The following is a 25,171-nucleotide window of genomic DNA, read 5'->3' as shown; positions in this document are numbered from 1 at the left end:
GGCACGGATGAGGATCGCAGTCGCCGGAGGAACCGGCGCCGTCGGACGGCACGTCGTCGACGTCCTGCGGGAACGAGGGCACGAACCGGTCGTGCTCGCCCGCTCCACCGGCGTCGACCTCGTCGCCGGCACCCGCCTGGCGGCCGCGCTCGGCGGCGTACGGGCGGTCGTCGACGTGACCTCGGTGTCGACCCGCTCCGCCGAGGTGGCGGAAAGGTTCTTCCGGGCCGTGACCACGAACCTGCTCACCGCCGGAGCGGCCGCCGGGGTACGGCACCTCCTCGTGCTGTCGATCGTCGGCATCGACCGGGCCCCGTTCGGCTACTACGCCGGAAAGGTCGCCCAGGAACGGTTGGTAGAGAACGGCGGTCAGCCCTGGACGATCCTGCGCGCGACGCAGTTCCACGAGTTCGCGACCCAGATCTACGGGCAGCTCAGATTCGGCCCGCTCACGCTCATCCCGGCGATGAGGTCACAGCCGGTCGCCGCCCGGGAGGTCGCGCAACGACTCGTCGACCTCGCCGAGGGCGAACCGGTCGGCCGGGCCACCGACCTCGGCGGGCCACGCGAGGAGATGATGGCCGACCTGGTCCGGGCCTACGCACGCGCCGTCGGCGCGCGCGGCCCGGTCATCCAGTTCCCGCTGCCCGGCGCGTTCGGCCGGGCGATGCGCGACGGCACGCTCGTCGCCGGCCCGGCCGCCGAGCACGGCACCCAGACCTTCGCCGAGTGGCTGGCCCGGCGGCCGGCCCCGTAGGGTCCCCGCCCCCGGGCCCCGCCGCGATGACGCGGGCCGGCGGCCCCCCGGCCGCCAGTCGCCGGGTGCCGGTCGGTCGCCGGGTGCCGGGTGCCTGCGGCGGGCCTTCGCTCCGGGGATCGGGGCGACCCCCTCCGTTGCCGGCGCCGGGCCCGGGTCGGCGCGACCGGGAGGGACGCGATCAAGGAGAAGTGGTGACCGACTCGTGCCCGTTGCTGACGGTCAGTCCGGATCCGCCGCGGAGTCCGGACGGGTATAGCCGTCCGGGCTCACAGCGAAATCGCTGTGGATACGCCGAATTCGCTGTGGGTCGCGACAGCAATCCATGCCTCCGGCGGCCGCACGTCGGTCGTCGGAGGCCGACCCCGCGCCCCCCGGCCACCAACGACCGCCCCGCCCGTCACCGACAACCGGACCGTGCCGCCCGCCCGTCCCCGATAACCGGACCGTCCCGCCCCGCCACCCACGACCGGCCCGGACCGCCCCACCCGACCCGGCCCTCCCGCCACGCCGAGGACCGGCCCGGCGCGCCCGAACCGGTCGGGAGTACGGTCGACTTCATGACCCACCCCGTCGATCCCCGCGCCCAGCGCCTGTTCGGCGACAGCGCCACCGCGTACGGCGATCTGGCCGCGAGCCCGTTCCGTGCCGACCGCGACCGGATCGTCGGCTCGCCGTTCTTCTCCCGGCTCGGTGGGGTGACCCAGGTCATCAGCCCGGGCGGGTCCGGCCTGCTGGTGCACAACCGGCTGACGCACAGCCTCAAGGTCGCGCAGGTCGGCCGGGCGGTCGCCGAGCGGCTGTCGGCCGACGACCGCTACCGCGACCTGCTGGACAAGCTCGGCGGCTGCGACCCGGACGTGGTCGAGGCCGCGGCGCTGGCACACGACCTCGGGCACCCGCCGTTCGGCCATCTCGGCGAGCAGGTGCTGGACCGGCTGGCCCGCCAGCGGCTCGGCCTGCCGGACGGGTTCGAGGGCAACGCGCAGTCGTACCGGATCGTCACCAGCACCGAGATCCGGGGGACGGCGACGATCGGTCTGAACCTGACCGCCGCGGTCCGCGCGGCGATTTTGAAGTATCCGTGGACCCGCCACGATCATCCAGATCCGCACCCGCGTGACCTGGATCCGGCGCCGCGCGGGGCGACCCCGCCGGCCGACGACCCGGGCAGCGGGTCGCTGAAGTTCGGCGCGTACACGACCGAGGTCGACGACCTGCGCCAGGCCCGGGCCCCGTTCGCCGGCCGGGTCGCCGACTGGCAGCAGACCGTCGAGGCGTCGATCATGGATACCGCGGACGACATCGCGTACGCCATCCACGACCTGGAGGACTTCCACCGGGTCGGCGTGCTCCAGCAGGGGGCGGTGGCCGGCGAGCTGATGGGCTGGCAGCGCGAGGCGACCCGGCTGCGCGAACTGCCCGACGGCGAACTCGACGCCGGTGGCCGGCGGCCCGGCGCGGCCATCGAGCGGCTGCGTCGCCGGCTGCACCGCCGCGACGGCTGGATCAGCGACGACGAGGCGTTCGCGGCGGCCGTCGAGCACGTCCGGGCCGAACTGGTCGACGGGCTGCTCGCCGCCCCGTTCGACGGCTCGCTCGCCGCGGAGCAGTACGTCACCGGGTTCTCCAGCCGGTGGACCCGCCGGCTGGTCGACGCGATCGAGGTGGTGGCCGAGCCGTCGATGCGGTCCGGGCACGTCCTGCTGCACGCGGCGCAGTGGCACGAGGTCCAGGTGCTCAAGTTCGTCCACCACCGGTTCGTGCTCGAACGTCCGGATCTGGCCCTGCACCAGCGTGGGCAGGCCCGGCTGCTGGCCACCCTGGTCGAGGCGCTGGTCGCCTGGATCCTCGACCCCGGCGAGGAGACCCGGCTCCCGCGCCGGCTGCACGACCTGGTCGAGCTGGCCGAGGCCGAGTTGCTGTCGGCCGGCGCCGACGCGGCCGGTACGGGGCGGGGGAGCGGTCCGGACCTGAGGGCCCGGGCCCGCGGCCGTGCGGTCATCGACTTCGTCGCGGCGCTCACCGACGGGCAGGCGGTCGCCCTGCTCGACGCCCTCTCCGGGCGCTCCCGTCAGCTCTGGACCGACGCCTTCGTGCTGTGACCTGCCCGGCGGCGCCGACGGGCCGGGGTGGGGATCTTCACCCACCGGTTCCGGCTTGCCTTGATACTGTGTGGCCCTGCCAGACGATCAGTCAGCACACGTGTCCGTTCAGGGGGCGATGCCGATGCCGCGTACGGCTTCGCCGTCGGACAGCCCCGCCGCCTCGGCTCTGCCCGCCTGCCTCTATGTCGTCGGCGGGCTTCTGGCCGCCGTTCTCTACGTCGCCGACGTCAGCCCGGTCCTGTCCGGCCTGACGTTCATCGTCGTGGCCATCGCCGGTGTGGTCGCGCTCCTCGTCGGCCCCCGCTGGCACCGCACGGAACTGCGCAACCCCTGGACGCTGCTGGCCGCCGCCATCGTCGTCTTCACCGCGGGGGCACTGCTGCGCCCGTGGGCGTCGGGCCGGACCGGGGTCAGCGAGCTGGCCGCCGACATGTTCACCGTGCCTGGATACGTCCTGATGCTGCTCAGTCTCGCCGGCCTGTTACGTGCCCGGCGCGCCATCGAGAAGCACGCGGTCATCGACGGGCTGATCGTCTGCGTCGGCATGGCCATCGTGTCGATCCTGCTGTTCGCCGTACCCGCGGCGAGCATCGCGCACCGGTCCGCCGTCGTGTCGGCGCTGGCCGGCGTCTATCCGCTCTTCGACACGGTGCTGGTCCTGCTGGTGGTCAACCTGGCGTTCACCACCGCCGCCCGGCGGCCCAGCTACCTGCTGCTGGTCGCCACGATGACCGGCGTCCTGATCGGCGACGTCGCGTATGCGATCATCGGCCGGACCGGTCACCTGACCGGGTCGCCCCTGCTCGACCTGCCGTTCCTGTTCAGCTTCGCGTTCATCGGCGCGGCCGCCCTGCACCCGTCGATGGTCGAACTCGGGCGGGCCACCCCGCTGCCGGTGCAGGCGTGGTCGTGGCCCCGGCTGCTGCTGATCGTGCCGGCGCTCGCCGTGCCGTTCCTGCTCACCGTCCTGCTGCCGGACAAGAACCCGGTGCAGCGGGTGGTGATCGCGGTCGGCGGTGTCGCCATGGTCGTCCTGCTGCTCGGGCGGGCCGTGTCGGCCGTGTCGGCGTACGCGGCGGCCCAGCACCGCTACCAGCACCAGGCCACCCACGACGCGCTCACCCAGCTGCCCAACCGGACGATGCTGCCCGAGCACGTCGGCCGGCTGCTCCACGCGCCGGCCCCGCCCGGGGCGATGGTCTGGGTCTTCTATCTCGACCTGGACGGCTTCAAACGGGTCAACGACTCGTGGGGGCACGCCGCCGGCGACCAGTTGATCGTCGAGGTGGCCCGGCGGCTGCGTACGGTCGTGCCCGGGCCGGCGACCGTCGCCCGGGTCGGCGGCGACGAGTTCGTGATGGTCGACGTCGGCAGCCGGGACGACGCCGTCGCGCTCGCCGAACGGGTCCTGGACTGCTTCGGCGCGCCGCTGTCGATGCCGTTCGCCCAGGTCGTCATCAGCGCCAGCGTCGGCATCGCCGGCCGGCCGGTCGACGCCGGCACCGAGGTCACGGCCGACGACCTGATGCGCGAGGCCGACACCGCCATGTACCAGGCCAAGTCCGAGGGCCCCGGCAAGTGGACGATGTTCGACTCGTCGATGCACCAGCGGGTCCGGGAGCGGGTCGACATCGAGGTCGACCTGCGCAAGGCCCTGCCGGCCGAGACCCCCGACGGGTCGGCGGTGTCGCCGCAGCTGCACCTGGCCTACCAGCCGATCGTCGAGCTGCGTACCGGCGGGTTGCTCGGCGCCGAGGCGCTGATCCGCTGGAACCACCCGACGCGCGGGGCGATCCCGCCGGGTGTATTCATCCCGATCGCCGAGGACACCGGCCTGATCGCCAAGATCGGCCGGTGGGTGCTGCGGGAGAGCGTGCGGCAGCTTGCCGACTGGCGGCATACCGACGCCGTCGGCGACGACTTCTGGATGTCCGTCAACGTCTCGCCCCGCCAGCTTCGCGACCCCTACCTGCCGGACGTGCTCGCCTCGACGCTCACCGAGTACGGCGTCCCGCCCGACGTCGTCGTACTGGAGATCACCGAGTCGGTGATGATCGACGCGTCGGCGGTGACCGACGAGGTCCTGCGCCAGATGCGCGAGATCGGCGTACGCATCGTCGTCGACGACTTCGGCACCGGCTACTCCGCGCTGGGCTACCTGCGGCGCCATCCGGTCACCGGCGTCAAGATAGACCGGTCGTTCGTCCGGGGCCTGGGCGTCAACGCACAGGACGAGGAGATCGTCCGGGCGGTCACGGCGATGAGCAGTGCGCTCGGGCTCACCGTGGTCGCCGAGGGCGTGGAGACGACGACCCAGCAGGGTGTTCTCGCCGAACTCGGCGTGGTGATGGGGCAGGGGCTGCTGTGGGGCGCCCCGATCGGCCCGGCCCGGTTCGGGGAGCGCTGGTCCACGCTGCCGGCCCTTCCACCGGGGTCGCCGGTCGTGCCGTCCCGGTCACCGGGGCAGCCGGCGACCGTGCCGTCCGGCCCGCCGACGGCGGCGGCTTGGCGGGGACCGGTTCAGGACGGCCCGGGCGCCTCGTAGATCCAGTACGACTGGTCGTCGATGTGTTCGGCGCGTACGTCGCCGCCCAGCGAGCCCAGCGCGTGGTGGATCGCCCGGTGGAAGCCCAGCTCGTCGTTGTGGCGGCAGACGTCGACCACGGCCATCCCGCCGGCGGCCAGGACCGGTCGCCAGATCTCCCGGGTCAGCCGGGCGAAGGCGCCGGTGCCCCGGGCGGCGGGGTGCACGGCGAGGAAGCCGACGTACCAGATCTGGCGCGCGGCGAAGAGGTCCGGCCAGTGGTGCGCGAAGTACTCCGGTGAGATCAACGGGATCGCCGACAGGTCGTCGGTGACGGTGGCGACGCCCCGGATCCGGTCCGGCCGGCGGTGGTCGACGTAGAGGAGCTTGCGCACCCGCTCGTCGGTCATCACCTCGTCGAACTCGTGGCGGTAGAGCACGTGCCGCTGCACCGCCCGGATCTTCATCTCCTCGAACGCCTCGGCGTAGATCTGCCAGGCCTGCTCGGCGATCTCGGCCGGCAACACCCGTTCGGCCACGACCCGCACCGATCCACCTCCCGATCCCGCCCGTGATCAACACGGGAGCCGAAACGGTATCGCGCCACCGGCGGCCGATCGAACCGCCGACCGGCCCGCTCCGACCGGCCCGGTCGGCCGGTTTACGCGTTGTCCGGACGCTTCGCCGACGCCTTGAGGAAGTCGCGGTTGAGCCGGCCGATGGTGGTCAGCGGGATGCCCTTCGGACAGACCGTGGTGCACTCCCCGGCGTTGGTGCAGCCGCCGAACCCGGCGTCGTCGTGGGCGGCCACCATGTCGATCACCCGTCCCGACCGCTCCGGCTGGCCCTGCGGCAGCAGCCCGAGGTGGGTGATCTTGGCAGCGGTGAAGAGCATGCCCGACCCGTTCGGGCAGGCCGCCACGCACGCGCCGCAGCCGATGCAGGCCGCGGCCTCGAACGCCGCGTCCGCGTTCGCCTTCGGCACCGGGGTGGCGTGGGCGTCGGGCGCGCTGCCGGTGGGCGCGGAGACGTACCCGCCGGCCTGGATGATCGAGTCGAACGCCGAGCGGTCCACGACGAGGTCCTTGACCACCGGGAACGCCCGGGCCCGCCACGGCTCGATGTCGATCGTGTCGCCGTCCTTGAAGTGCCGCATGTGGAGCTGGCAGGTCGTGGTGGCCCGCTCCGGCCCGTGCGCCACCCCGTTGATCACCATGCCGCACATGCCGCAGATGCCCTCGCGGCAGTCGTGGTCGAAGGCGACCGGCTCCTCGCCGTCGAGGGTGAGCCGCTCGTTGAGCACGTCGAGCATCTCCAGGAACGACATGTCCGGCGACACGTCGTCGAGCTGGTAGGACACCATCCGGCCCTTGTCCTTGGGGCCGTTCTGGCGCCAGATGCGCAGGGTCAGTTTCACTTGTAGCTCCGCTGCGTCGGGTGGACGTACTCGAAGATCAGGTCTTCCTTGTGCAGCACCGGCGCGTCGCCGGTGCCGGTGAACTCCCAGGCCGCGACGTAGCTGAAGTTCTCGTCGTCCCGCTCGGCCTCGCCCTCGGGGGTCTGGCTCTCGGCCCGGAAGTGGCCGCCGCACGACTCGGTGCGGTGCAGCGCGTCGACGCACATCAGCTCGGCCAGCTCGAAGAAGTCGGCCACCCGGCCGGCCCGCTCCAGCGCCTGGTTGAGCCCTTCGCCTTCGCCGGGCACCCGGACCCGCTGCCAGAACTCCTCGCGCAAACCGCGGATCAGGTCGATCGCCTTGCGCAGCCCGGCGTCGGTGCGCTCCATGCCGCAGTATTCCCACATGATCCGGCCGAGCTCGCGGTGGAACGAGTCGACCGTACGGTCGCCGTTCACGGCGAGGAGCTTGGCGATCCGGTCCTCGACCGCCGTACGGGCGGCGGCGACCTCGGGGTTGTCGGCGGCGAGCCGCTCGAACGGCCCGGCGGCCAGGTAGTCGCCGATCGTGTTCGGCAGCACGAAGTAGCCGTCGGCCAGACCCTGCATCAGCGCCGAGGCGCCGAGCCGGTTGGCGCCGTGGTCGGAGAAGTTGGCCTCGCCGATCACGAACAGGCCGGGGACGGTCGACTGGAGGTCGTAGTCGACCCAGAGGCCGCCCATCGTGTAGTGCACGGCCGGGTAGATCCGCATCGGAACCGTGTACGGGTCCTCGCCGGTGATCCGTTCGTACATCTCGAACAGGTTGCCGTACTTGGCCTCGACGGCCTTGCGGCCGAGCCGGCCGATGGCGTCGGCGAAGTCGAGGTAGACGCCGAGCCCGCCGGGGCCGACCCCGCGCCCCTCGTCGCAGACGTTCTTCGCCGCCCGGGAGGCGATGTCGCGGGGGACCAGGTTGCCGAACGCCGGGTAGATCCGCTCCAGGTAGTAGTCGCGCTCGTCCTCGGGGATGTCGGCGGCGGCCCGGTCGTCGCCGGCCTTCTTCGGCACCCACACCCGGCCGTCGTTGCGCAGCGACTCGCTCATCAGGGTCAGCTTCGACTGGTGGTCGCCGGACACCGGGATGCAGGTCGGGTGGATCTGGGTGTAGCAGGGGTTGGCGAACAGCGCGCCCTTGCGGTGCGCCCGCCAGGTGGCGGTGACGTTGCAGCCCTTGGCGTTGGTCGACAGGAAGAACACGTTGCCGTAGCCGCCGGAGGCGAGCACGACGGCGTCGGCCAGGTCGGTGCTGATCTCGCCGGTCACCATGTCGCGGACCACGATGCCGCGGGCCCGGCCGTCGACGACGATCAGCTCCAGCATCTCGTGCCGGGTGAACATCTCCACCGTGCCGGCCGCGACCTGCCGCTCCAGCGCCTGGTAGGCGCCGAGCAGCAGTTGCTGGCCGGTCTGGCCACGGGCGTAGAAGGTCCGCGACACCTGCGCGCCGCCGAACGAGCGGGTGTCGAGCAGCCCGCCGTACTCGCGGGCGAACGGCACGCCCTGCGCCACGCACTGGTCGATGATCTCCACCGAGACCTGGGCCAGCCGGTGCACGTTCGACTCCCGGGAGCGGAAGTCGCCGCCCTTGACGGTGTCGTAGAAGAGGCGGTGCACCGAGTCGCCGTCGTTGCGGTAGTTCTTGGCGGCGTTGATGCCGCCCTGCGCGGCGATCGAGTGCGCCCGGCGCGGGCTGTCCTGGTAGCAGTAGGACCGGACCCGGTAGCCCAGCTCGCCCAGCGTCGCGGCGGCGGAGCCGCCGGCCAGGCCGGTGCCGACCACGATCACCGACAGCTTGCGCTTGTTGGCCGGGTTGACCAGCTTGGCGGAGAACCGCCGCCGGTCCCAGCGGGTCTCGACCGGGCCGTCCGGGGCCTTGGTGTCGGCGATCGGGTCGCCGACCGAGAACAGTTCGGTCATGGCTCAGGACACCAATCCGGTGAGTACGGCGAACGGCACCGTCAGGTAGCCGACGCAGAGAACGACCGCGACGCCGAGGGCGATCACCCGGGCGTTGCGTTCCCCGTCCGCGGTCTGCTGCCCGAGCGTGCGCAGCGCGCTGTAGATGCCGTGCCGCAGGTGGAAGCCGAGGGCGAGGATGGCCAGCGTGTAGAAGGCGGTGACGTACCACCGGTCCGGGGCGAAGTCGGCGACCACGTTGCCGTACGGGGCGGACTTGTCGCCGATCGGGTTCAGGTGCCCGGTCGTCAGGTCGAGGATGTGGTAGATCACGAACAGGACGATGATCACGCCGCCCCAGCGCATGGTGCGGGCCGCGTAGCTGCCCTGCACCTTGGGCCGGTGGGCGTAGCGGACCGGGCGGGCCTTGCGGGCGCGTACGGCCAGCACCGTCGCCGCCACGATGTGTCCGATCACCGCGGCGAGCAGCCCGAAGCGCTGGATCCACAGGAACCAGGTGTCGGGCAGGATCGGGGTGCCGATGCCGCGCAGCCAGTGGGCGTACTCGTCGAACGACGACTGGCCCACGAAGATCTTGAGGTTGCCGAGCATGTGGGCGAAGAGGAAGAGCACCAAGAGGATGCCCGTCACCGCCATGAGGGCCTTCATGCCGACGCTGGAGCGGATCGGCGACCGGGTCGCTACTGCCACGGCACGAACGTAAGGACCGCCTGATCCAGTCGTCCAATGCATCGCAGTCGCAGCGACGATAGCCATAGGCTATCGCTATGCAGCTCCAACAGCTCAAGTACTTCCTGGCCGTGGCCAAACACCGACATTTCACCCAGGCGGCCGAGAGCGTCGGGATCACTCAGCCTTCTTTAAGTAAGCAGATTCACAGCCTGGAAGCCGAGCTCGGAGCCCCTCTGTTCGAACGCGTACGCGGCCACGTCGCCCTCACCGCCGCCGGTGACGCCCTCCTGCCGCTGGCCGCCCGGATCCTGGCCGACGTCGACACCGCCCGGCGCGAGGTCCAGGAACTCGTCGGCCTGCGGCGCGGCCGGGTACGCCTCGGCGCCACCCCCAGCCTGTGCTCGTCGCTCGCCCCGCAGGTGCTCAGCCGGTTCCGGGCCGCCCACCCCACCATCGACCTGCACGTCGAGGAAGGGGGCTCGCAGGACCTCGTACGCGAACTCACCCAGGGCGGACTCGACCTGGCGCTGATCATCCTGCCCGGCCAGGGCACCGACCCGACCCTGACCGCCGAACCGATCCTGCGGGAGAACCTCGTGGTCGCGTCGGTCGGCCCGCTGTTCGGCGTGGCGCCGGAGGGTCCGGTCGACCTGATCGCGCTGCGCCACCAGCCGCTGGTCATGTTCCGCACCGGATACGACCTGCGCGACGCGACCCTGGAGGCGTGCCGCAACGCCGGGTTCACCCCGCGGTTCGCCGTCGAGGGCGGCGAGATGGACGCCGTGCTCAGTTTCGTCGAGGCCGGTCTCGGCGTCGCCCTGGTGCCCGGCATCGTCGTCGCCGGCCGGCCCCAACTGCACGCCACCCCGCTGGCCGCACCGGGCATCCGGCGCACGATCGCGCTGGCCTGGCGCCGGGGCGTGGTGCCGACCCACGCCGCTCAGGCGCTGCGCCAGACCCTGCACGAATACCTGCGTACGGCCGCCGCCGACCGGACCCTCCCGGCCGGCGTCGAACCCCTGTGAACCGGCCCGGGGGAGAGCGGCCTCAGTCGTCGGAGTGGCCCTCCGGCGCGCCGTCGGGGGTGAACGCGCCCTCGCCGGCATGCCCGCCGAGGTAGACGTGCTGATGGCCGTTGCCGGCGTCGATGTTGATCTGGTCGAGCTGTGCCGCCGCCACCGACCAGGCCGTCGCCGCATCGGTCCGCTGGCGCTGCACGACCGTCAGCAGCGTGGCCCGGTCGGCCGCCGGCAACGGCAGCGCGGCGGCGTAGAGGTCGACCGCGGTCGCGAAGCCGTCGACGGCGCCGCGCAGCGCGCCGCGGGCCACGTTGGTCGCGGTCGTACCCGACGGGGTCTCGGCGTGCCGCTCGACGGCGGTCCGCATGGTCGCCTGCCAGCGGGCCACCCGGTCGGCGTCGGCCGGTGGCGCGCCGGCGGCCAGGGCCGGGTCGAGTTCGCCCAGCAGGGTCTCCAACTCGGCCCGGGTGGTCCGGGCCTGCGCGGTCAGCGCGGTGATCTGGGCGACGTCCCGCCGGGCCTCCTCGGCCCGGATCCGCTCCACCGCCGACTCGGTCGCGTCCGGAGCGGCGATCGAATAGCCGATCGCGCCGCCGACGAGCCCGGCCAGGACGACCGACAGCAGCAGGACCAGCGCCGTGCGCCACCCGGGGCGTCCGCCGCCGGTCCGGTTCCGGGTGTACGACGGCGGGCCGGTTCTCGGCGACATGCACGGCTCCTCGAGGCGGGCGCTGTTGCGCAGAGGTTACGGCTTTCGTCGATACCAGTCCATAGTTCGACGCCGATGCCGAAAACTTCCGTTGGTCAGCGCGAAAGGCGTCGGTCGGTCGTACCCGTACCCGGCGGTCGGCGCCGCAGGTGACCGGCGGTGGCCAGCGCCGCCAGCAGCAGGCCGACCAGGGCCGCGACGGGCGTGCCCAGGACGGTGAGCGTGACGGCGACGGCCCCCGCCGGCAGCCAGGTCCACACCGGTACGGTCCGCGGCGTCCGCCCGCGCCGGCGCCGGAACGCCTCGACGGCCATCGGTACGACCAGGGGCGGCAGTGCGGCCGCGAGCACGGTGAGCCAGGGCAGCATCAGCCGGTCGAACCGCATCGCGGCCAGCGCCGCGCCGGGCACCGCCACCAGCAGCGTCGCGACGGCCGTCGACAACCTCGGCCACACCCCGCGCAGGGCCAGCGCCCCGGAGAACGTCGTGGTCAGCGACGGCGCGAAGATGCCGGCGGTGACGAACAGGTTCCCGTACGCCGCGATTCCCGCGGTGCCGCCCAGCACCGCGACCACGTCGGCCGAACCGGTACGCAGCCACACCCCGGCACCGGCCACGACGAGCAGTGCCGCCGGTACGACCAGCAGCCCCACGCACCACAGCAGGTCGCGCCGGCCCGCCAGGTCACGGCTGAAGTCGGGGGCACGCAGGGCGAAGACGGCGGCGTACCCGCACATCGCGGCGACGTCGGCGGCCATGCCGAGGCCCCCGACCCCGACGGTGACCGGCGCCGAGTCCGGGCGCAACCGGATCAGGCAGAGCGCGACCAGGGCGAGCGCCGACAGCGTGGTGAGCACCGCGATCCGGTTGCCGAGCCGGGGCGAGGCGAACGACGCGGCGATCACGGTGGCGGCCAGCAGCAGCGCGGCGACCGGGCCGGGCAGCCCGGTCACGGCGGCCAGGGAGGCGCCGCCCAGCCCGACGTTGAACCCGTTCCAGCCGATCATGGCGATGCCGAGGACCAGGCCGATCAGCGGACGACTCGACGGGTGCAGGTAGCGCGGCGCCACCTCGGTCAGCGTCGCGCCCTCGCCGTACGGGGGACGTACGCCCAGCGCGCCCTGCCCGAAGAGCAGCAGCGCCATCAGTACGGCACCGCAGAGCACGGCGACCAGTGGGAGCGCACCGCCGTTGCGGTCGGCCATCCCGGCGCCCATGATCAGCGCGGCGGGGGCGGCGCCGAGGCCGAGCCAGGCGCCGGCCGCGTCGGTCCACCGCCGCGGGGCGCCCGCCGGTTCGGTGCTCATCGACCGGCGTCCGTGGTGTCGGTGACCACGACCTGGGCGTACGGGCGCACGGACCACCTCCGGCGAAACGGCTCGCCGGCCGGCTGCAACTGTTGCGGCAAGCGCTTTCTCGGACCCTAGAAGGTCTCGATCAACTCAGGCAAGGGGCTGGTCCGAAACGATCCCGAAATCTGTCGGGGATGAGGGTCGACCGTCGCCGACGGCCAGGCGCCGGATCGCCATCCGACCGGTCCGTCCGGTCCATCCCGGCGCGACGCTTCTCGCTGAGCGTCGTGGGTGGTCCTCGTTGATCTGGGCGGGAGAGACCTTATCGCGCGTGGATAAGGTCTCTCCCGCCCAGATCAACAGGTCTCTTTCCGCCGCCCTCGATCCGCCAGGGCGATAAGTGCTGAAAAGTCTCCCGTGGCCGGCGGGGCGCCGAGGTCGCGTGGGCGCGCCAGCGCCGGCGGCACTCGGCGTGCCCGGCTCGGGCGGCCCGCCCTTCCCGGCGGCACTCGGCGCGCCTGGCTCGGGCAGCCCGCCCCGGCGTGTCGGCCCGCCCGGCTCAGCCGGCCAGGCAGCGGCCGTCGGGCAGCGGGCCGACCACCTGAAGGTCGTGTGATCCACCACCGAGGTGGCCGATCACGCAGGTCTCGTACACCGGCACCGCGAACAGGACCGTGCCGGGCGGTGCCGGGTCGCCGGCCAGCGCGATCTGGACCACCGGATCGGGGTGCCCGGCCGCGACGATCGCCGCCCGTACCTCGTCGACGGCGACCACACCGCCGGACGGGGCGGGCAGGACGACCCGCTGCCAGTCGGTCAGCGCCCGCATGTGCTCCGGCAGGGGCACCGGCCGCCGGTCGGCGTGCAGCCGCGTCCGCCGCTCGCAGTCGTCGGGCCGGCTGACCTCGCACACGACGGCGAAAGCCGACCGCTCGACGACCACCGGCGGGTCGTTCCCGGTCACCCCCAGGCCACGCAGCACCGGCAGGCCCACCGCGAGCGCCCCGGCGGCGACGGCCACCGCCGGCAGCCCGACCAGGAGCCACGACCGGCGCGTCCGTGCCGCTTCACCCGCCATGCCGACAACCTAGCGACCGTGGCCGCCCCGGACCGCCCCGCCGGTCCGGCGCAGCCCCCGAACTTTCCATAGGCGTATGGGCGCCGGTCCGGTCTACCGTCGCCGCATGGCTGAGAAGACCATCCCGCTGCTCACCTGCGCCCAGATCAGCCCGGTGTCCGACTTCTACACCGCGCTCGGCTTCGAGGTGACCTACCTCCAGAAGGCGCCCTACCCCTACCTCGTCGTCGAACGCGGCGACATCGAGTTGCAGTTCTTCGGCATGAGGGACTTCGATCCGGCCACCTCGCTCGGCGGCTGCTACGTGCTCACCGACGACGTCGAGACACTGTACGAGACGTTCCGCAGTGGACTGAAGGGCTTCTACGGCCGGATCCCCACCCGCGGCATCCCCCGCATCGGCCCGCTCAGGGACACCTCGTACGGCGTACGGCAGTTCCTGATGACCGACCCGGGCGGGAACAGCATCCGGGTCGGGCAACCCGACGGGGGCGGCCCCGAGATCCGCCCGGCGCCCCGGGACCCGTACGAGAAGGCGCTGCACACCGCGACCCTGTTCGCCGACTCGAAAGAGGACCTTCCGGGCGCGGCCAGGGTGCTCGACCGGGTGCTCGCCCGGCCCGACGGGAAGCCGACCGCCGGGCAGCTGGTCCGGTTGCTGGTGCTGCGCGCCGACATCGCGCAGCGCAGTGGTGACCCCGGTGCGGCCGCCGAACTGCTCGACCGGGCGGCCGGTACGCCGCTGACCGACGACCAACGCGGTTCGCTGCGCGACGAACTGCGTCGGATGGCCGAACTCGGCGACCTTCTGCGCGACGACGGGTGGCGGGTGGCCGGGTCCGGTGCGGGGGAGCCGGCCCACGGCGGCTAGGGTCGCCGCATGGCCGCACCGGTGCCGTTCGCCAGGGGACGAGAGGCCGACGTCTTCCTCCTCGACGCCGGCACCGTGCTGCGCCGCTACCGCGCCGGTGGCGACGTGGTCGGGGAGGCGGCGATGATGGCCCACGTCGCCGGGTACGGCTATCCGGTGCCCCGGGTCGTCTCGGCCGGCGGGCCCGATCTGGTGATGGAGCGCCTCGACGGCCCGACCCTGCTGGGCGCGTTGGCCGCCTTCGCGGTGACCCCGGCCGCCGGTGCCGAACTGCTCGCCGACCTGCACCGGCGGCTGCACGAGATCCCCGCCCGGTTGTCGACGGACCCGGCGGACCGCGTCCTGCACCTGGACCTGCACCCCGACAACGTCATGCTCACCGCCCGCGGGCCGGTGGTCATCGACTGGCGCAACGCCGTCGACGGGCCGCCGGACTTCGACGTGGCGCTGTCGGCGCTCATCCTCGCCGAGGTCGCGGCCGATCCGGCCGGCCCGTACGCCGTGCCGGCCCGGGAGATGCTGTTCGCGTTCCTCGGCGCGGCCGGCGGTCGGCCGCTCGACCTGCTGCCGCGGGCGGTCGCGATGCGGGCCGGCAATCCCACGCTGAGCGCCGCCGAGAAGGCGTCGCTGGGCGGGGCCGCCGCGCTCGTCCGCGCCGCCGTGGGCTGAGCCGCCGACGGCTGAGTCACCGACGGCTGAGTCACCGACGGCCGAGCCGCCGTCCGGCAGGGGCGCCGCGACCACTGAGGACGGTTCGCGCCATCTGGCGACGTGCTCAAAGTGGCACCCTTGGTCATATCACCCGATCGTGGCGTAATAACTGGGCTTCGCGGGCGTCGCCCTTGCGGCATCAATGAAACGTCCCTGGTGGAGAGCTTGCGAATCGGTCTAGCATGACCTCTTTCAATTGAAGCTCATGCATTCGATAACGGGGTGTCGATCATGGGAAACAGTGCCGGTGGCAGCGCCGTCGCCCGGTGACGAAACCACCACCCTCCTGACCGCCGGAGAGCGTCTCGGCTGGGTCTTCCGGGACCGGAACACGCAGCGGCGGCCCTTTCCCGAAGTGCTTCCGCTGCCACCGCCACCTCGGGTCGACCTGTCGGCCAAAGTGGTGGTCGCCCGAGCGCGGCTGCCCCGGAACCTGTTCGTCACCGCCGGCTCCGGGACGGCGGCCGCCACCATTCTGGCGTGCGTCGGCTCGATGGCCGGCGACCTGTTCCGCTCACTCGGCACGGTGTCGCTGCTCGCCGGGTTGGGCGCCGCCGCCGGCGTCCTCGTCCGGTACGGCGTACTGCGCGGCCGGGCCGTCCGCACCGCCGACGAACTGCGTCAGCGGCACGAGCGGGCCGAGGCCGAATGGGCGGCCCGCAAGGCCACGTTCGAACGGCAGGAGACCGACCGGGTCGACGCGTTGCCGGAATGGGGCACCGTGTCACCGGGACCGGACGCCCGCCGGGTCGACGTCGTGGGCGGCAACCTGTGGGGCTGGGAGGCCCTGCTGACGGTCTGCGGTACGTCGCTGCTGGCCACCCGGGGCCCCATGGTCATGGTCGACCTGTCCGGTGAGGCGGTCAGCCGGGAACTGCTGCGGGTCGCCGCCGCCAACGGGCTGACCGTCGATCTGCTGCTGCTCCCCGACGAACTGGCCGACAGCGACCTGCTCGTCGGGCTCACCCCCCGCCAGCTCGTCGACTCACTGGTGGAGTCGATCCACTCCGGGCAGCCGCCGACCGAGCTGGCCGGCCGGTTGATGGACGACCGGATCCTGACCGCCGTCTGCGCCGCGCTCGGCGAGCACATCTCGATGGCCAGGCTCGCCGCCGCGCTCCGGGTCCTCATGAACGAACCGGGCGACACCCCCGAGCTGACCCCCGAGGAGCGCCGGCACGTCGCCGACCGGATCTTCGGCGACGACTACCGCCGGCACGCGCACCAGCACCTGAGCCGGCTGGAGTCGTTCGTCGAACCGCTGGCCCCGCTCGGCACCCGGCGCGACGCCCGCCCGGCCGCCGCGCTGACCTGCCTGGCCCTGGCGACCGGCGGCCGCACCGTACGTGCCGAACTGCTCGACGACCTCGTCGTGCAGTGGCTGATCCGGCGGATCGCCCACGGGCCGGCCCGACCGGGCAGCCTCGTCGTCGCCGGTGCCGACGACCTGCCCGCCCGGCACGTCGAGCGGCTCGGCGACCTCTGCGAGCGACGCGGCGTACGGCTGGTCCTGCTCCACCGCCACCTGCGCGGCCCGGTGGTGCAGGCGATCGGCGCCGGCACGGTCGGCTTCATGCGGCTCGGCAACCACGAGGAGGCCCGGCACGCCGCCGACTTCGTCGGCCGGGAACACCGGTTCGTGCTCTCCCAACTGACCCGGACCCTGGGCGGCAACGAGACTCACACGGTCGCCGACACCGAGGGCGCGAGCGACACCGAGGGGCACGGCACCGGATGGGGGACGTCGGACGGCACCGGCCGCGGCGGCGGTCGCGGATCCACGCCGACCACCTGGAGCCGCAACCGGGGCTGGAACCTGAGCGAGAGCGCCAACTGGAGCGTCACCCGGAACTGGAGCCGTACCCGCAGCCTCGCCGACGGCACCAACTGGAGCGACGCCGAGAGCCGGCAGCGGGTCTACGAGTACGCCGTCGAACCGCGGACCTTCCAGGAGTTGCCCGACTACGCGCTGATCCTGGTCCGCCGCGACGACGACGGCGCCACCGTGGTCCCGACCGAGTGCAACCCGGACCTCGTCACCCTGCCCCGGGTCGGCATGGGCCCGCTGCCGTCCCCGCCGGAGGTGACGGGACCGGCCGTCGGGGGCCCGACCGCCGCCGCGCCGTTACCCGCCGCGCCCCCGCTGCCGCTCACCGCGGCGCCGCCGGCCCGGCCGCCGCGCCAACGGCCGCCATCGTGAAGGCCGTTTCCGCGCCCGTCGTCGCGCCCGCCGACCTGTGCCGGGTCGTCGAGGTGTTCGCGCCGGCCCCGCCACCGCCCGGTGACCCGGACCGCGCCGGCAACGACCCGGACCGGCCCCGGCGGCACGCGGCGGTCGTCTCCGCCTACCACCTCGGCGTCCACGCCCCGGCCCCACCGCTGGTCTTCGGCTGGTGCCGGACAGCGCAAGGCGGCCCGGTCACCGTGCTGACCACCGCCTCGACCGCACCGGCGGCACCGGTCCCGCGACCGCGCGACCCGGCACCGGCACCGCGCGGTGCCGCCGCCGGGCGGGCCGTGCCGTTGAACTTCCCGCCCGGCAGCCGCGGCGAGCCCTGTCCCGCCGCCGACGTGGCGGGGCTCCTCGGCGCCCTGCCCGCCTGGACCGAACTGCGCGGCGTGGTCGACGGTCTCCTCGTGGACCAGCCGACACCGGAGCCGGCCGCGCGGCGCCCCGATCTCGCCGACGGGCTGCTCGGCGCCTGGCACCGCCCCTTCGCCTGGCTGCTGGTCGCCGTACCGGTCCCGCCCGCCGACATCCGCCGCGAGGCCGACCGGGTCGCCGCCGCCGAACGTGACGCCCGGGCCCGCGCCTCGTCACCGGAGCACGCGGTACGCGCCGTCCGGCTGGAACACCGCCACCGCGAGTTGCGCGCCGCCGAGGCGACCGGCCTCTGGCGGGTACGGCTGTTCGCCGGCGGCCCCGACCCGGCCGCCGCCACGGCCGTCGCGGGTCTGCTCTGCGCGGGCGCCGACCTGACCGGACTGCCGTACGCGTTCGCCCCCGACCCGGCCCCGGTCGATCCGGCCGGCCTGCTCGACCCGGCCGCCGACGGCCCCGAAGGCGAACCGCTGCTGGCCGGTTCGCTGCTGGTCGCCGCGCTCGCCCGGCCACCCGCGGTGGAGGTGCCCGGTCTGCGGGTCGTACCCAGGCCGACCTTTGACGTCACCCCCGAGGCCGCGGACCCCGACGGCATAGACATCGGCGAGATCCTGGACCGTGACGGAGCGCCCGCCGGCCGGCTCCGGCTGCCGGGCGCGAGCCTCAACCGGCACACCTTCGTCTGCGGGGCGACCGGTGCCGGCAAGTCGCAGACCATCCGGCACCTGCTCGACGGTGCCACCGCCGCCGGCCTGCCGTGGCTGGTCGTCGAACCGGCCAAGGCCGAATACCGCTCGATGGCCGCCCGGCTCGGCCCGGGCCGGATCGTCGCCGTCCGGCCCGGTGATCCCGACGCCCCGCCCGTCGGCCTCAACCCGCTCGAACCCGCCGCCGGGTTCCCGCTCCAGACCCATCTCGACCTGGTCCGCGCGCTGTTCCTGGCCGCGTTCGAGGCCGACGAACCGTTCCCGCAGGTGTTGGCCGCCGCGCTGCACCGCTGCTACACCGAGCAGGGCTGGGACCTGCCGCTCGGCGCCGCCCGCACCGCCGGCCGCCGGCCCCGCCACCCCACCCTCACCGACCTCCAACGGGCCGCCGAACAGGTGGTGGCCGAGATCGGGTACGGCCCGGAGATCAGCGACAACGTCCGCGGATTCGTCCGGGTCAGGCTGGCCAGCCTGCGGCTCGGCACGACCGGCCGGTTCTTCGAGGGCGGCCACCCGCTCGACCTCGACCGGCTGCTCGCCGCCCGCGTCGTCTTCGAGATCGAGGACGTCGGCGACGACCGCGACAAGGCGTTCCTGATGGGTGCCCTGCTCATCCGGCTCGTCGAACACCTGCGGGTCGCCCAGCGGCGCGACCCGGCACCCGCGCGCACCGGCCTGCGGCACCTGAGCGTCTTCGAGGAGGCACACCGGCTGCTGCGCCGCACCGAGCGTCCGGGGCCGGCCGCCCATGCCGTCGAACTGTTCGCGTCGCTGCTCGCCGAGATCCGGGCGTACGGCGAGGGCCTGGTGATCGCCGAACAGATTCCCGCCAAGCTCGCCCCGGACGTCATCAAGAACACCGCGGTCAAGGTCATCCACCGGCTGCCGGCCCGCGACGACCGGGACGCCGTCGGCGCCACCGTCAACCTGACCGAGGCGCAGTCGGCATACCTGGTCACGCTCCGGCCCGGCACCGGCGCGGTGTTCACCGACGGGATGGACCACCCGCTACTGGTGACCGTCCCCGACGGCACCGACCGGGAAGCCACCGCCGTACGCACCGCACCGGTCGACACCCTGATCGGCCGGCGCAGCGTCACCTGTGGCACCGACTGCCGCGTCCGGCCCTGCGACCTGCGCCAGATGCGGCACGCCGAGCACCTTCTCGAGGACCGGCCGCTGCTCGTCGTCTGGGCCGAACTCGGCGTCCTGGGACACCTCACCGGCTGGGGCAGCCCGCTGCCCGACGGCGACCTGATGGCGGAGGTCGAGGCACTGCCGGCCCGGCTGCGGCACTGCGCCCTGTCACACGCCGTCGACCGCGCTGTGGCCGCCCGTGCCCCCGTCCTCGGCTGCACCCCGGACGACCTCGCGGCGCACGTGCTGGCCACCCTGCCGGGACTGCCCGGCCGCACCGTCCGCTGCGCCGACGAGGAACCCGGGTGGTTGGCCGCGCCGTACCGGTGGGCGCTCGTTCTCGACGAACTCACCGAGGCCGTACGCGCCGACCCGGCGGCGCCGGCCCACCCCCGTACGGCCGGGTGGAACGCCACCCACCAGGCCCGGATCCCGTACGCGGCCAGCGCCGACCAACTGGCGGTCGTGCGGGGCTGGTTCGCCGCCGACCAGCGCGACGGGGCCCGGCGCCGGACGACGGTGCTCGGCAACGACGACCCGCCCGCGCTGGTGGCCGCCATCGGGGCGCGTCACACCGACCCCGACTGGAACGAGCGCGTCGATGCCGCCCTGCGCCGTTTCCCGCGCTGCGCCTGGCCCGCCAGATACCTCGGAGCCGCCGCATGACGGTCGAACGGGTTGCGACACCTCGGGCCTGGTGTTGCGAATCCGGCCTAGGTTCACATGGGGGAACGTATGGGCGAGCGTATCCATCGCATGTCACGTGGCCTCGACGAGCCGGCCGACAGCGGTGTCCCGCCGGACGACCCGCAATCGGCAGGTGGCGCCGGCGATGTTGCCGCTGAGACGGTGGAAGCGGATGGCCCTTCTCGTAGGAAGGCGCGGAGGGAGGTCGCCGAGCAAGATGAGGATATCGGCCGACGTGGCTTGGAGAACTGCTCTGACGCCGCCTATCAGGGAGTCCTTCACATAGCTCAGGAGTTGGCAGATGAGATCAGACTCGGTAGGGCTCGGAATCACGATCTCGGCATGTCTGATGATGCCTTGGCCGACTATCTGGAGGGCTTTGTTGACAGAAGCGACGGTAGCGCTCTCCGGGGCGGAGGTGTCGGGTGGTTCGACTCCAGCATGGACATCACGGTCGTTCAGCGTGGACGATATTCGATTACAGCCTTCAGGGAATCCTCAGACGATTTCAATCAGCGGAAAGCCTAGGTGATCGACGTGCGTGCTGAGCGTATTGCGAACCGGATCGAAATTGTGCTCGACAGTGATGAGGCGATGCGATTGGCCGCCTGCCTCACCGAGGCCACGGTTGGCTTGTCCCGGGCGGAATTCTTCATCCGGACCGGCTGTGCCAGAGAGGATGTCGATTCCCTCGGCCGGAAACTCGTCGACATTGCCCGAGGCGACGTGGGAACGTTCTCCGCCGACCTGCCGGAAGGCGACGAACAGACGGAGAACCCACGTCGGCCACGTCGCTGACCGCGCAGACTTCGCGTGCCGGTCAGCGGCCTTCGGCCTGGTCCATGGCGCGGTAGATGCGCTGCTCCGACACCGGGTAAGGGGTGCCGAGCGCCTGCGCGAACACGTTCACCCGCAGCTCCTCGATCATCCAGCGGATGTCGCGTACGTCGGCGTCGGCCCGGCGGCTCGGCGGCAGGGCGGCCAGCATCTCGTCGTACTCCTTGCGCACCTGGTCGATGCGGGCCTGCTGTTCCCGGTCGCGTTGCGGATTCTGGGCCAGCCGGTCCAGCCGCCGCTCGATCGCCGTCAGGTAGCGGGGCAGGTCGGCCAGCCGCGCGTAGCCGGTGTCGGTGATGAAGCCCGGGTAGACCAGCGCCGACAACTGCGCCCGGATGTCGGCCAGCGCGGCGACCAGGGTGAGGCTGGACGTACGCCCCAACCGCTGCTCGACGGCGTAGGCGGTGCTCAGCACCTTCTGGGTGCGGCCGACCACCTCGACGACGGTGTCGACGAGGTCGGCGCGTACCCGGTCTCGGAGCGCCGCGAACCCGGCGGCGTCCCAGGCGGGGCCGCCGGCGGCGTCGACGAGGTGGTCGACGGCGGCGCCGGCGGCGTCGTCGATCAGGTCGACGACGCTGCGGTGCGGGTTGCGGCTCAGGGCGAGCTTGGCCTCGTTGGACAGCCGGCCCTGGAGGAACTTGACCGGGGAGGCGACGGTGAGCCGCAGCAGCCTGCGGGTGCCGGCGCGCATCGCGGTCCGCTGCTCCAGTTCGGTCTCGAAGACCCGCAGGGCGACGGTGTCGCCCTCGTCGACGAGCGCCGGGTAGGCGGTGACCAGGTAGCCGGCGCGCACCTGCTCCACAGTGGGCGGGATCGTGCCGAGGTCGGCCCAGTCGGTCAGCCCGGACCGTTCGATGTCGCCCGCCGCGGCGGCGACGGTCTGGCGTACCTCGGTCTTGAGCTGCTGTTGCAGCGCCGGCAGGCTCTTGCCCTCGGCGACCGGCCGGTCGTCGTCGCCGAGCACCCGGTAGGTGACCCGCAGGTGGTCGGGGATGCGGGACCGGTCCCACTCCTGCGGGGCGACGGTGACCCCGGTCATCCGGCGCAGCTCACGGGTGACCGCGTCGAGCAGCGGCTCCTGGCCGGGGGTGATCCGGGCCAGCACCGCCCGCGCGTAGTCGGGCACCGGTACGAAGTTGCGCCGGGTGGCCTTCGGCAGCGAGCGGATCAGCGCGACGACGAGTTCCTCGCGCAGCCCGGGCACCTGCCAGTCGAAGTCGTCGGCCCGGACCTGGTTGAGTACCGGCAGCGGGATGTCGACGGTGACGCCGTCGGTCGGCTTGCCGGGCTCGAACTCGTATTTCAGTGGCAACTGGAAGCCGTCGGAACGCCACACGTCCGGATAGTCGGCCGGGTCGACGCCGCCCCGGCCGGCGTTGACCAGCATCTCCCGGTCGAAGGTGAGCAGTTCCGGCTTCTCCCGGCGAATCCGCTTCCACCAGGTGTCGAAGTGCCGGCCGGAGACGACGTCGGCCGGAATCCGCTGGTCGTAGAAGTCGAAGAGGGTCTGGTCGTCGACGAGGATGTCGCGGCGGCGGGCCCGGTGTTCGAGTTCCTCGATCTCGCCGAGGAGCGCCCGGTTGGCGGCGAAGAACGCGTGGCTGGTCTGCCAGTCGCCCTCGACCAGGGCGTGCCGGATGAACAGTTCCCGGGACAGCGCCGGGTCGATCCGGCCGAACTGGACCTTGCGTGAGGTGACCAGCGGTATCCCGTACAGGGTCACCTTCTCGTGCGCGACGACCGACGCCTGCTTCTTCTCCCAGTGCGGTTCGCTGTAGCTGCGCTTGACCAGGTGGCCGGCGAGCGACTCGGCCCATTCCGGTTCGATGCGGGCGGCGATGCGGCCCCACAGCCGGGACGTCTCGACCAGTTCGGCGACCATCACCCAGCGTGGCGGTTTGCGGAACAGCGCCGATCCGGGGAACAGGGCGAACTTGGCGCCCCGGGCGCCGAGGTAGTCGTTGCGCCCGCCCCGGCCGGTGTCGGTGGGCTTGCTCTTCTCGTCCCGTACGCCGAGGTGCGACAGCAGGCCGGCGAGCAGTGACTGGTGGACACGCTGCGCGTCGGCCGGCTCCTCGTTGGCGGTCACGTCGAGCGTGCGGGCCACCTGCCGCAGCTGCGAGTGGATGTCCTGCCACTCCCGGACCCGCAGGTAGTTGAGGTGCTCCGCCTTGCACATCCGGCGGAACGAGCTGGACGACCGCTCCTGCTGCTGCTCGCGCAGGTAGCGCCACAGGTTGAGGTACGTCGCGAAGTCGGACTCCTTGTCGACGAACCGCGCGTGCATCTGGTCGGCCTGGGCCTGCTTGTCCGCCGGCCGCTCCCGGGGGTCCTGGATGGACAGTGCGGCGGCGATCACCATGACCTCGGCGACGCAGCCGTTGCGGTCGGCCTCGAGCACCATCCGGGCCAGCCGCGGGTCGACCGGCAGTTGGGCGAGGCGCCGGCCGAGCGCGGTCAGCCGGCGGCGCGGGTCGTCCTGCGCCGGGTCGATCGCCCCGAGTTCGTGCAGCAGCGCCACCCCGTCGGCGACGTTGCGCCGGTCCGGCGGGTCGATGAACGGGAACGCGGCCAGGTCGCCCAGACCGATCGAGGTCATCTGGAGGATGACCGACGCGAGGTTGGTACGCAGGATCTCCGGATCGGTGAACTCGGGCCGGGACAGGAAGTCCTGCTCGTCGTAGAGCCGGATGCAGATGCCGTCCGACGTACGCCCGCAGCGGCCCTTGCGCTGGTTGGCCGATGCCTGCGAGACCGGCTCGATCGGCAGCCGCTGCACCTTCAGCCGGTGGCTGTAGCGGGAGATCCGGGCGGTGCCGGGGTCGACGACGTACTTGATGCCGGGCACCGTCAGCGACGTCTCGGCGACGTTGGTGGCCAGCACCACCCGCCGGCCGCCGTGCGGTTGGAAGACCCGGTGCTGCTCGGCGGTCGACAGCCGGGCGTACAGCGGCAGCACCTCGGTGTTCCGCAGGTCGAGGCGGTTCAGCGCGTCGGCGGTGTCGCGGATCTCCCGCTCGCCGCTGAGGAAGACCAGGATGTCGCCCGGCCCCTCGGCGGACAGTTCCCCGACCGCGTCGCAGATCGCCTGGATCTGGTCGCGTACGACGTCGGTGTCGGTGTCGTCCTCCTCCGCCTCGGTGTCGAGGACCAGCGGCCGGTAGCGGACCTCGACCGGGTACGTCCGCCCGCTGACCTCGATCACCGGGGCGTCGCCGAAGTGCCGGGAGAACCGCTGCGGGTCGATGGTCGCCGAGGTGATGACGACCTTGAGGTCGGGTCGGCGGGGGAGGAGTTGCCGCAGGTAGCCGAGGATGAAGTCGATGTTGAGGCTGCGCTCGTGCGCCTCGTCGATGATCAACGTGTCGTACTGGCGGAGCAGCCGGTCGTGCTGCAACTCGGTGAGCAGGATGCCGTCGGTCATCAGCTTGACCATGGTCGAGTCGCCTACCCGGTCGCTGAACCGCACCTTGAACCCGACCGTCTCACCCAGTTGCGTGCCCAGTTCCTCGGCGATCCGGTCGGCGACCGTACGCGCCGCGAGCCGGCGCGGCTGGGTGTGCCCGATCAGCCCGCGCACCCCCCGCCCCAGCTCCAGGCAGATCTTGGGAAGCTGGGTGGTCTTGCCGGAGCCGGTCTCGCCCGCGACGATCACCACCTGGTGGTCGCGGATCGCGGCGGCGATCTCGTCCCGGCGGTCGCTGACCGGCAACTGCGGCGGGTAGCTGACCGCCGGCACCGCCGCCCGCCGGGCGGCCAGCCGCGACTCCGCCCGGTCGACCTCGCCGGCGATCTCGGCCAGCGCGGCGGCCCGCCGCTCCCGGTCGCGGATCTTCCGGGTGCCGTCGACCCGCCGCTGGAGGCGGTGCTGATCGCGCGGCATCAGCTCGGGCAGGCGGGCCAGCAGGTCGGACAACCCGCCAGAATGGCTGGTCGGGGCATCCTGGCTGTCGGCCGGCGGGTTCGTGCGGTCGGCCGGCGGATCCGTGCCGTCGGCCGGGTGGAGCCGTCGGTCGGTCGGACTGCTCGTCGGATCGGGCGTGGAGCGGGCGGGCGGCGGAGTCTGCATGTCGTCGCCAAGGATAGGCATGCCCGGGGCGGGA

18 protein-coding genes are annotated in these 25,171 nt (G+C 72.8%); 10 read left to right on the top strand and 8 right to left on the bottom strand.

Annotation, left to right across the window (positions count from 1 at the left end):
• Positions 1-7 precede the first annotated feature (7 nt).
• The 3 genes from AB0I42_RS16005 to AB0I42_RS15995 all read left to right on the top strand — a co-directional run bounded on the left by AB0I42_RS16005 (position 8) and on the right by AB0I42_RS15995 (position 5,410).
• Positions 8-757, top strand: a complete 750-nt coding sequence (locus tag AB0I42_RS16005; RefSeq protein ID WP_357537990.1) for an NAD(P)H-binding protein — start codon at positions 8-10, stop codon at positions 755-757.
• Positions 758-1,317: 560 nt separating this feature from the next.
• Positions 1,318-2,862, top strand: coding sequence for a dGTP triphosphohydrolase (dgt, locus tag AB0I42_RS16000; RefSeq protein ID WP_357537988.1), 1,545 nt, complete (start codon positions 1,318-1,320; stop codon positions 2,860-2,862).
• Between the two features lie 124 nt (positions 2,863-2,986).
• Entirely contained in the window at positions 2,987-5,410 is a 2,424-nt protein-coding gene (locus tag AB0I42_RS15995; protein WP_357537986.1) for an EAL domain-containing protein, read from the top strand.
• Here AB0I42_RS15995 and AB0I42_RS15990 read toward each other — a convergent pair.
• From AB0I42_RS15990 to AB0I42_RS15975, 4 genes are all read right to left on the bottom strand, one after another.
• Positions 5,386-5,937 carry a hypothetical protein gene (locus AB0I42_RS15990; protein ID WP_357537984.1) on the bottom strand — a complete coding sequence of 184 codons (552 nt, stop codon included), beginning with the start codon at positions 5,935-5,937 and terminating at the stop codon, positions 5,386-5,388. The genes AB0I42_RS15995 and AB0I42_RS15990 overlap by 25 nt on opposite strands.
• A 113-nt stretch (positions 5,938-6,050) precedes the next feature.
• Complete coding sequence (locus AB0I42_RS15985) at positions 6,051-6,806, bottom strand: succinate dehydrogenase/fumarate reductase iron-sulfur subunit (RefSeq protein ID WP_357537982.1); 756 nt, start codon at positions 6,804-6,806, stop codon at positions 6,051-6,053.
• Complete coding sequence (locus tag AB0I42_RS15980; RefSeq protein WP_357537980.1) at positions 6,803-8,743, bottom strand: fumarate reductase/succinate dehydrogenase flavoprotein subunit; 1,941 nt, start codon at positions 8,741-8,743, stop codon at positions 6,803-6,805. Before AB0I42_RS15980 ends, AB0I42_RS15985 begins: the two co-directional genes overlap by 4 nt.
• 3 nt (positions 8,744-8,746) lie before the next feature.
• A complete protein-coding gene (locus AB0I42_RS15975) occupies positions 8,747-9,391 on the bottom strand; it encodes a succinate dehydrogenase cytochrome b subunit (protein WP_357538150.1) in 645 nt (214 codons plus the stop codon).
• A 113-nt stretch (positions 9,392-9,504) separates the two neighbouring features.
• On the opposite strand from AB0I42_RS15975, the gene AB0I42_RS15970 reads away from it, so the two are divergent.
• Positions 9,505-10,440: a LysR substrate-binding domain-containing protein gene (locus tag AB0I42_RS15970; RefSeq protein ID WP_357538149.1), complete on the top strand. Its 936-nt coding sequence runs from the start codon at positions 9,505-9,507 to the stop codon at positions 10,438-10,440.
• Between the two features lie 22 nt (positions 10,441-10,462).
• On the opposite strand, the gene AB0I42_RS15965 is transcribed toward AB0I42_RS15970, so the two are convergent.
• From AB0I42_RS15965 to AB0I42_RS15955, 3 genes are all read right to left on the bottom strand, one after another.
• On the bottom strand, positions 10,463-11,143 hold the full coding sequence (locus AB0I42_RS15965) for a hypothetical protein (protein ID WP_357537978.1): 681 nt from the start codon (positions 11,141-11,143) through the stop codon (positions 10,463-10,465).
• Positions 11,144-11,238: 95 nt separating this feature from the next.
• Positions 11,239-12,450: a hypothetical protein gene (locus AB0I42_RS15960; RefSeq protein ID WP_357537976.1), complete on the bottom strand. Its 1,212-nt coding sequence runs from the start codon at positions 12,448-12,450 to the stop codon at positions 11,239-11,241.
• Between the two features lie 544 nt (positions 12,451-12,994).
• Positions 12,995-13,513: a hypothetical protein gene (locus AB0I42_RS15955; RefSeq protein ID WP_357537974.1), complete on the bottom strand. Its 519-nt coding sequence runs from the start codon at positions 13,511-13,513 to the stop codon at positions 12,995-12,997.
• 106 nt (positions 13,514-13,619) lie between these two features.
• Between AB0I42_RS15955 and AB0I42_RS15950 the strand changes: the two genes are divergently transcribed.
• From AB0I42_RS15950 to AB0I42_RS15925, 6 genes are all read left to right on the top strand, one after another.
• Complete coding sequence (locus AB0I42_RS15950) at positions 13,620-14,384, top strand: VOC family protein (RefSeq protein ID WP_357537972.1); 765 nt, start codon at positions 13,620-13,622, stop codon at positions 14,382-14,384.
• A 9-nt stretch (positions 14,385-14,393) separates the two neighbouring features.
• On the top strand, positions 14,394-15,053 hold the full coding sequence (locus AB0I42_RS15945) for a phosphotransferase (RefSeq protein WP_357537970.1): 660 nt from the start codon (positions 14,394-14,396) through the stop codon (positions 15,051-15,053).
• Positions 15,054-15,336: 283 nt separating this feature from the next.
• On the top strand, positions 15,337-17,295 hold the full coding sequence (locus AB0I42_RS15940; protein WP_357537968.1) for a hypothetical protein: 1,959 nt from the start codon (positions 15,337-15,339) through the stop codon (positions 17,293-17,295).
• Positions 17,292-20,207 (top strand): DUF87 domain-containing protein, encoded by a 2,916-nt coding sequence (locus AB0I42_RS15935; protein ID WP_357537966.1) that lies wholly within the window; start codon positions 17,292-17,294, stop codon positions 20,205-20,207. The genes AB0I42_RS15940 and AB0I42_RS15935 overlap by 4 nt, the downstream gene beginning before the upstream one ends.
• Positions 20,208-20,276: 69 nt before the next feature.
• Complete coding sequence (locus AB0I42_RS15930; protein ID WP_357537963.1) at positions 20,277-20,756, top strand: hypothetical protein; 480 nt, start codon at positions 20,277-20,279, stop codon at positions 20,754-20,756.
• Complete coding sequence (locus AB0I42_RS15925; RefSeq protein WP_357537962.1) at positions 20,757-21,026, top strand: hypothetical protein; 270 nt, start codon at positions 20,757-20,759, stop codon at positions 21,024-21,026. It begins immediately after the preceding gene.
• 22 nt (positions 21,027-21,048) lie between these two features.
• Here AB0I42_RS15925 and hrpA read toward each other — a convergent pair whose 3' ends face one another.
• Positions 21,049-25,137, bottom strand: coding sequence for an ATP-dependent RNA helicase HrpA (gene hrpA / locus AB0I42_RS15920; RefSeq protein ID WP_357537960.1), 4,089 nt, complete (start codon positions 25,135-25,137; stop codon positions 21,049-21,051).
• Positions 25,138-25,171 lie beyond the last annotated feature (34 nt).

It is taken from the genome of Polymorphospora sp. NPDC050346 (assembly GCF_040655695.1).
In the GTDB taxonomy this organism is placed as follows: domain Bacteria; phylum Actinomycetota; class Actinomycetes; order Mycobacteriales; family Micromonosporaceae; genus Polymorphospora; species Polymorphospora lycopeni.
Note: the sequence above shows the minus strand (reverse complement) of the source record. Positions and strands in the feature narration are given on the sequence as shown.

What these genes read in the sequence shown, in the direction of transcription:
- AB0I42_RS15995 (WP_357537986.1), top strand. Translation starts at nt 2,987, where the DNA reads ATGCCGCGTACGGCTTCGCCGTCGGACAGCCCCGCCGCCTCGGCTCTG.
- AB0I42_RS15930 (WP_357537963.1), top strand. Translation starts at nt 20,277, where the DNA reads ATGGGCGAGCGTATCCATCGCATGTCACGTGGCCTCGACGAGCCGGCC.
- AB0I42_RS15980 (WP_357537980.1), bottom strand. Translation starts at nt 8,743, where the DNA reads ATGACCGAACTGTTCTCGGTCGGCGACCCGATCGCCGACACCAAGGCC.
- AB0I42_RS15960 (WP_357537976.1), bottom strand. Translation starts at nt 12,450, where the DNA reads ATGAGCACCGAACCGGCGGGCGCCCCGCGGCGGTGGACCGACGCGGCC.
- AB0I42_RS15975 (WP_357538150.1), bottom strand. Translation starts at nt 9,391, where the DNA reads ATGAAGGCCCTCATGGCGGTGACGGGCATCCTCTTGGTGCTCTTCCTC.
- dgt (WP_357537988.1), top strand. Translation starts at nt 1,318, where the DNA reads ATGACCCACCCCGTCGATCCCCGCGCCCAGCGCCTGTTCGGCGACAGC.
- AB0I42_RS15950 (WP_357537972.1), top strand. Translation starts at nt 13,620, where the DNA reads ATGGCTGAGAAGACCATCCCGCTGCTCACCTGCGCCCAGATCAGCCCG.
- hrpA (WP_357537960.1), bottom strand. Translation starts at nt 25,137, where the DNA reads ATGCAGACTCCGCCGCCCGCCCGCTCCACGCCCGATCCGACGAGCAGT.
- AB0I42_RS15965 (WP_357537978.1), bottom strand. Translation starts at nt 11,143, where the DNA reads ATGTCGCCGAGAACCGGCCCGCCGTCGTACACCCGGAACCGGACCGGC.
- AB0I42_RS16005 (WP_357537990.1), top strand. Translation starts at nt 8, where the DNA reads ATGAGGATCGCAGTCGCCGGAGGAACCGGCGCCGTCGGACGGCACGTC.
- AB0I42_RS15945 (WP_357537970.1), top strand. Translation starts at nt 14,394, where the DNA reads ATGGCCGCACCGGTGCCGTTCGCCAGGGGACGAGAGGCCGACGTCTTC.
- AB0I42_RS15955 (WP_357537974.1), bottom strand. Translation starts at nt 13,513, where the DNA reads ATGGCGGGTGAAGCGGCACGGACGCGCCGGTCGTGGCTCCTGGTCGGG.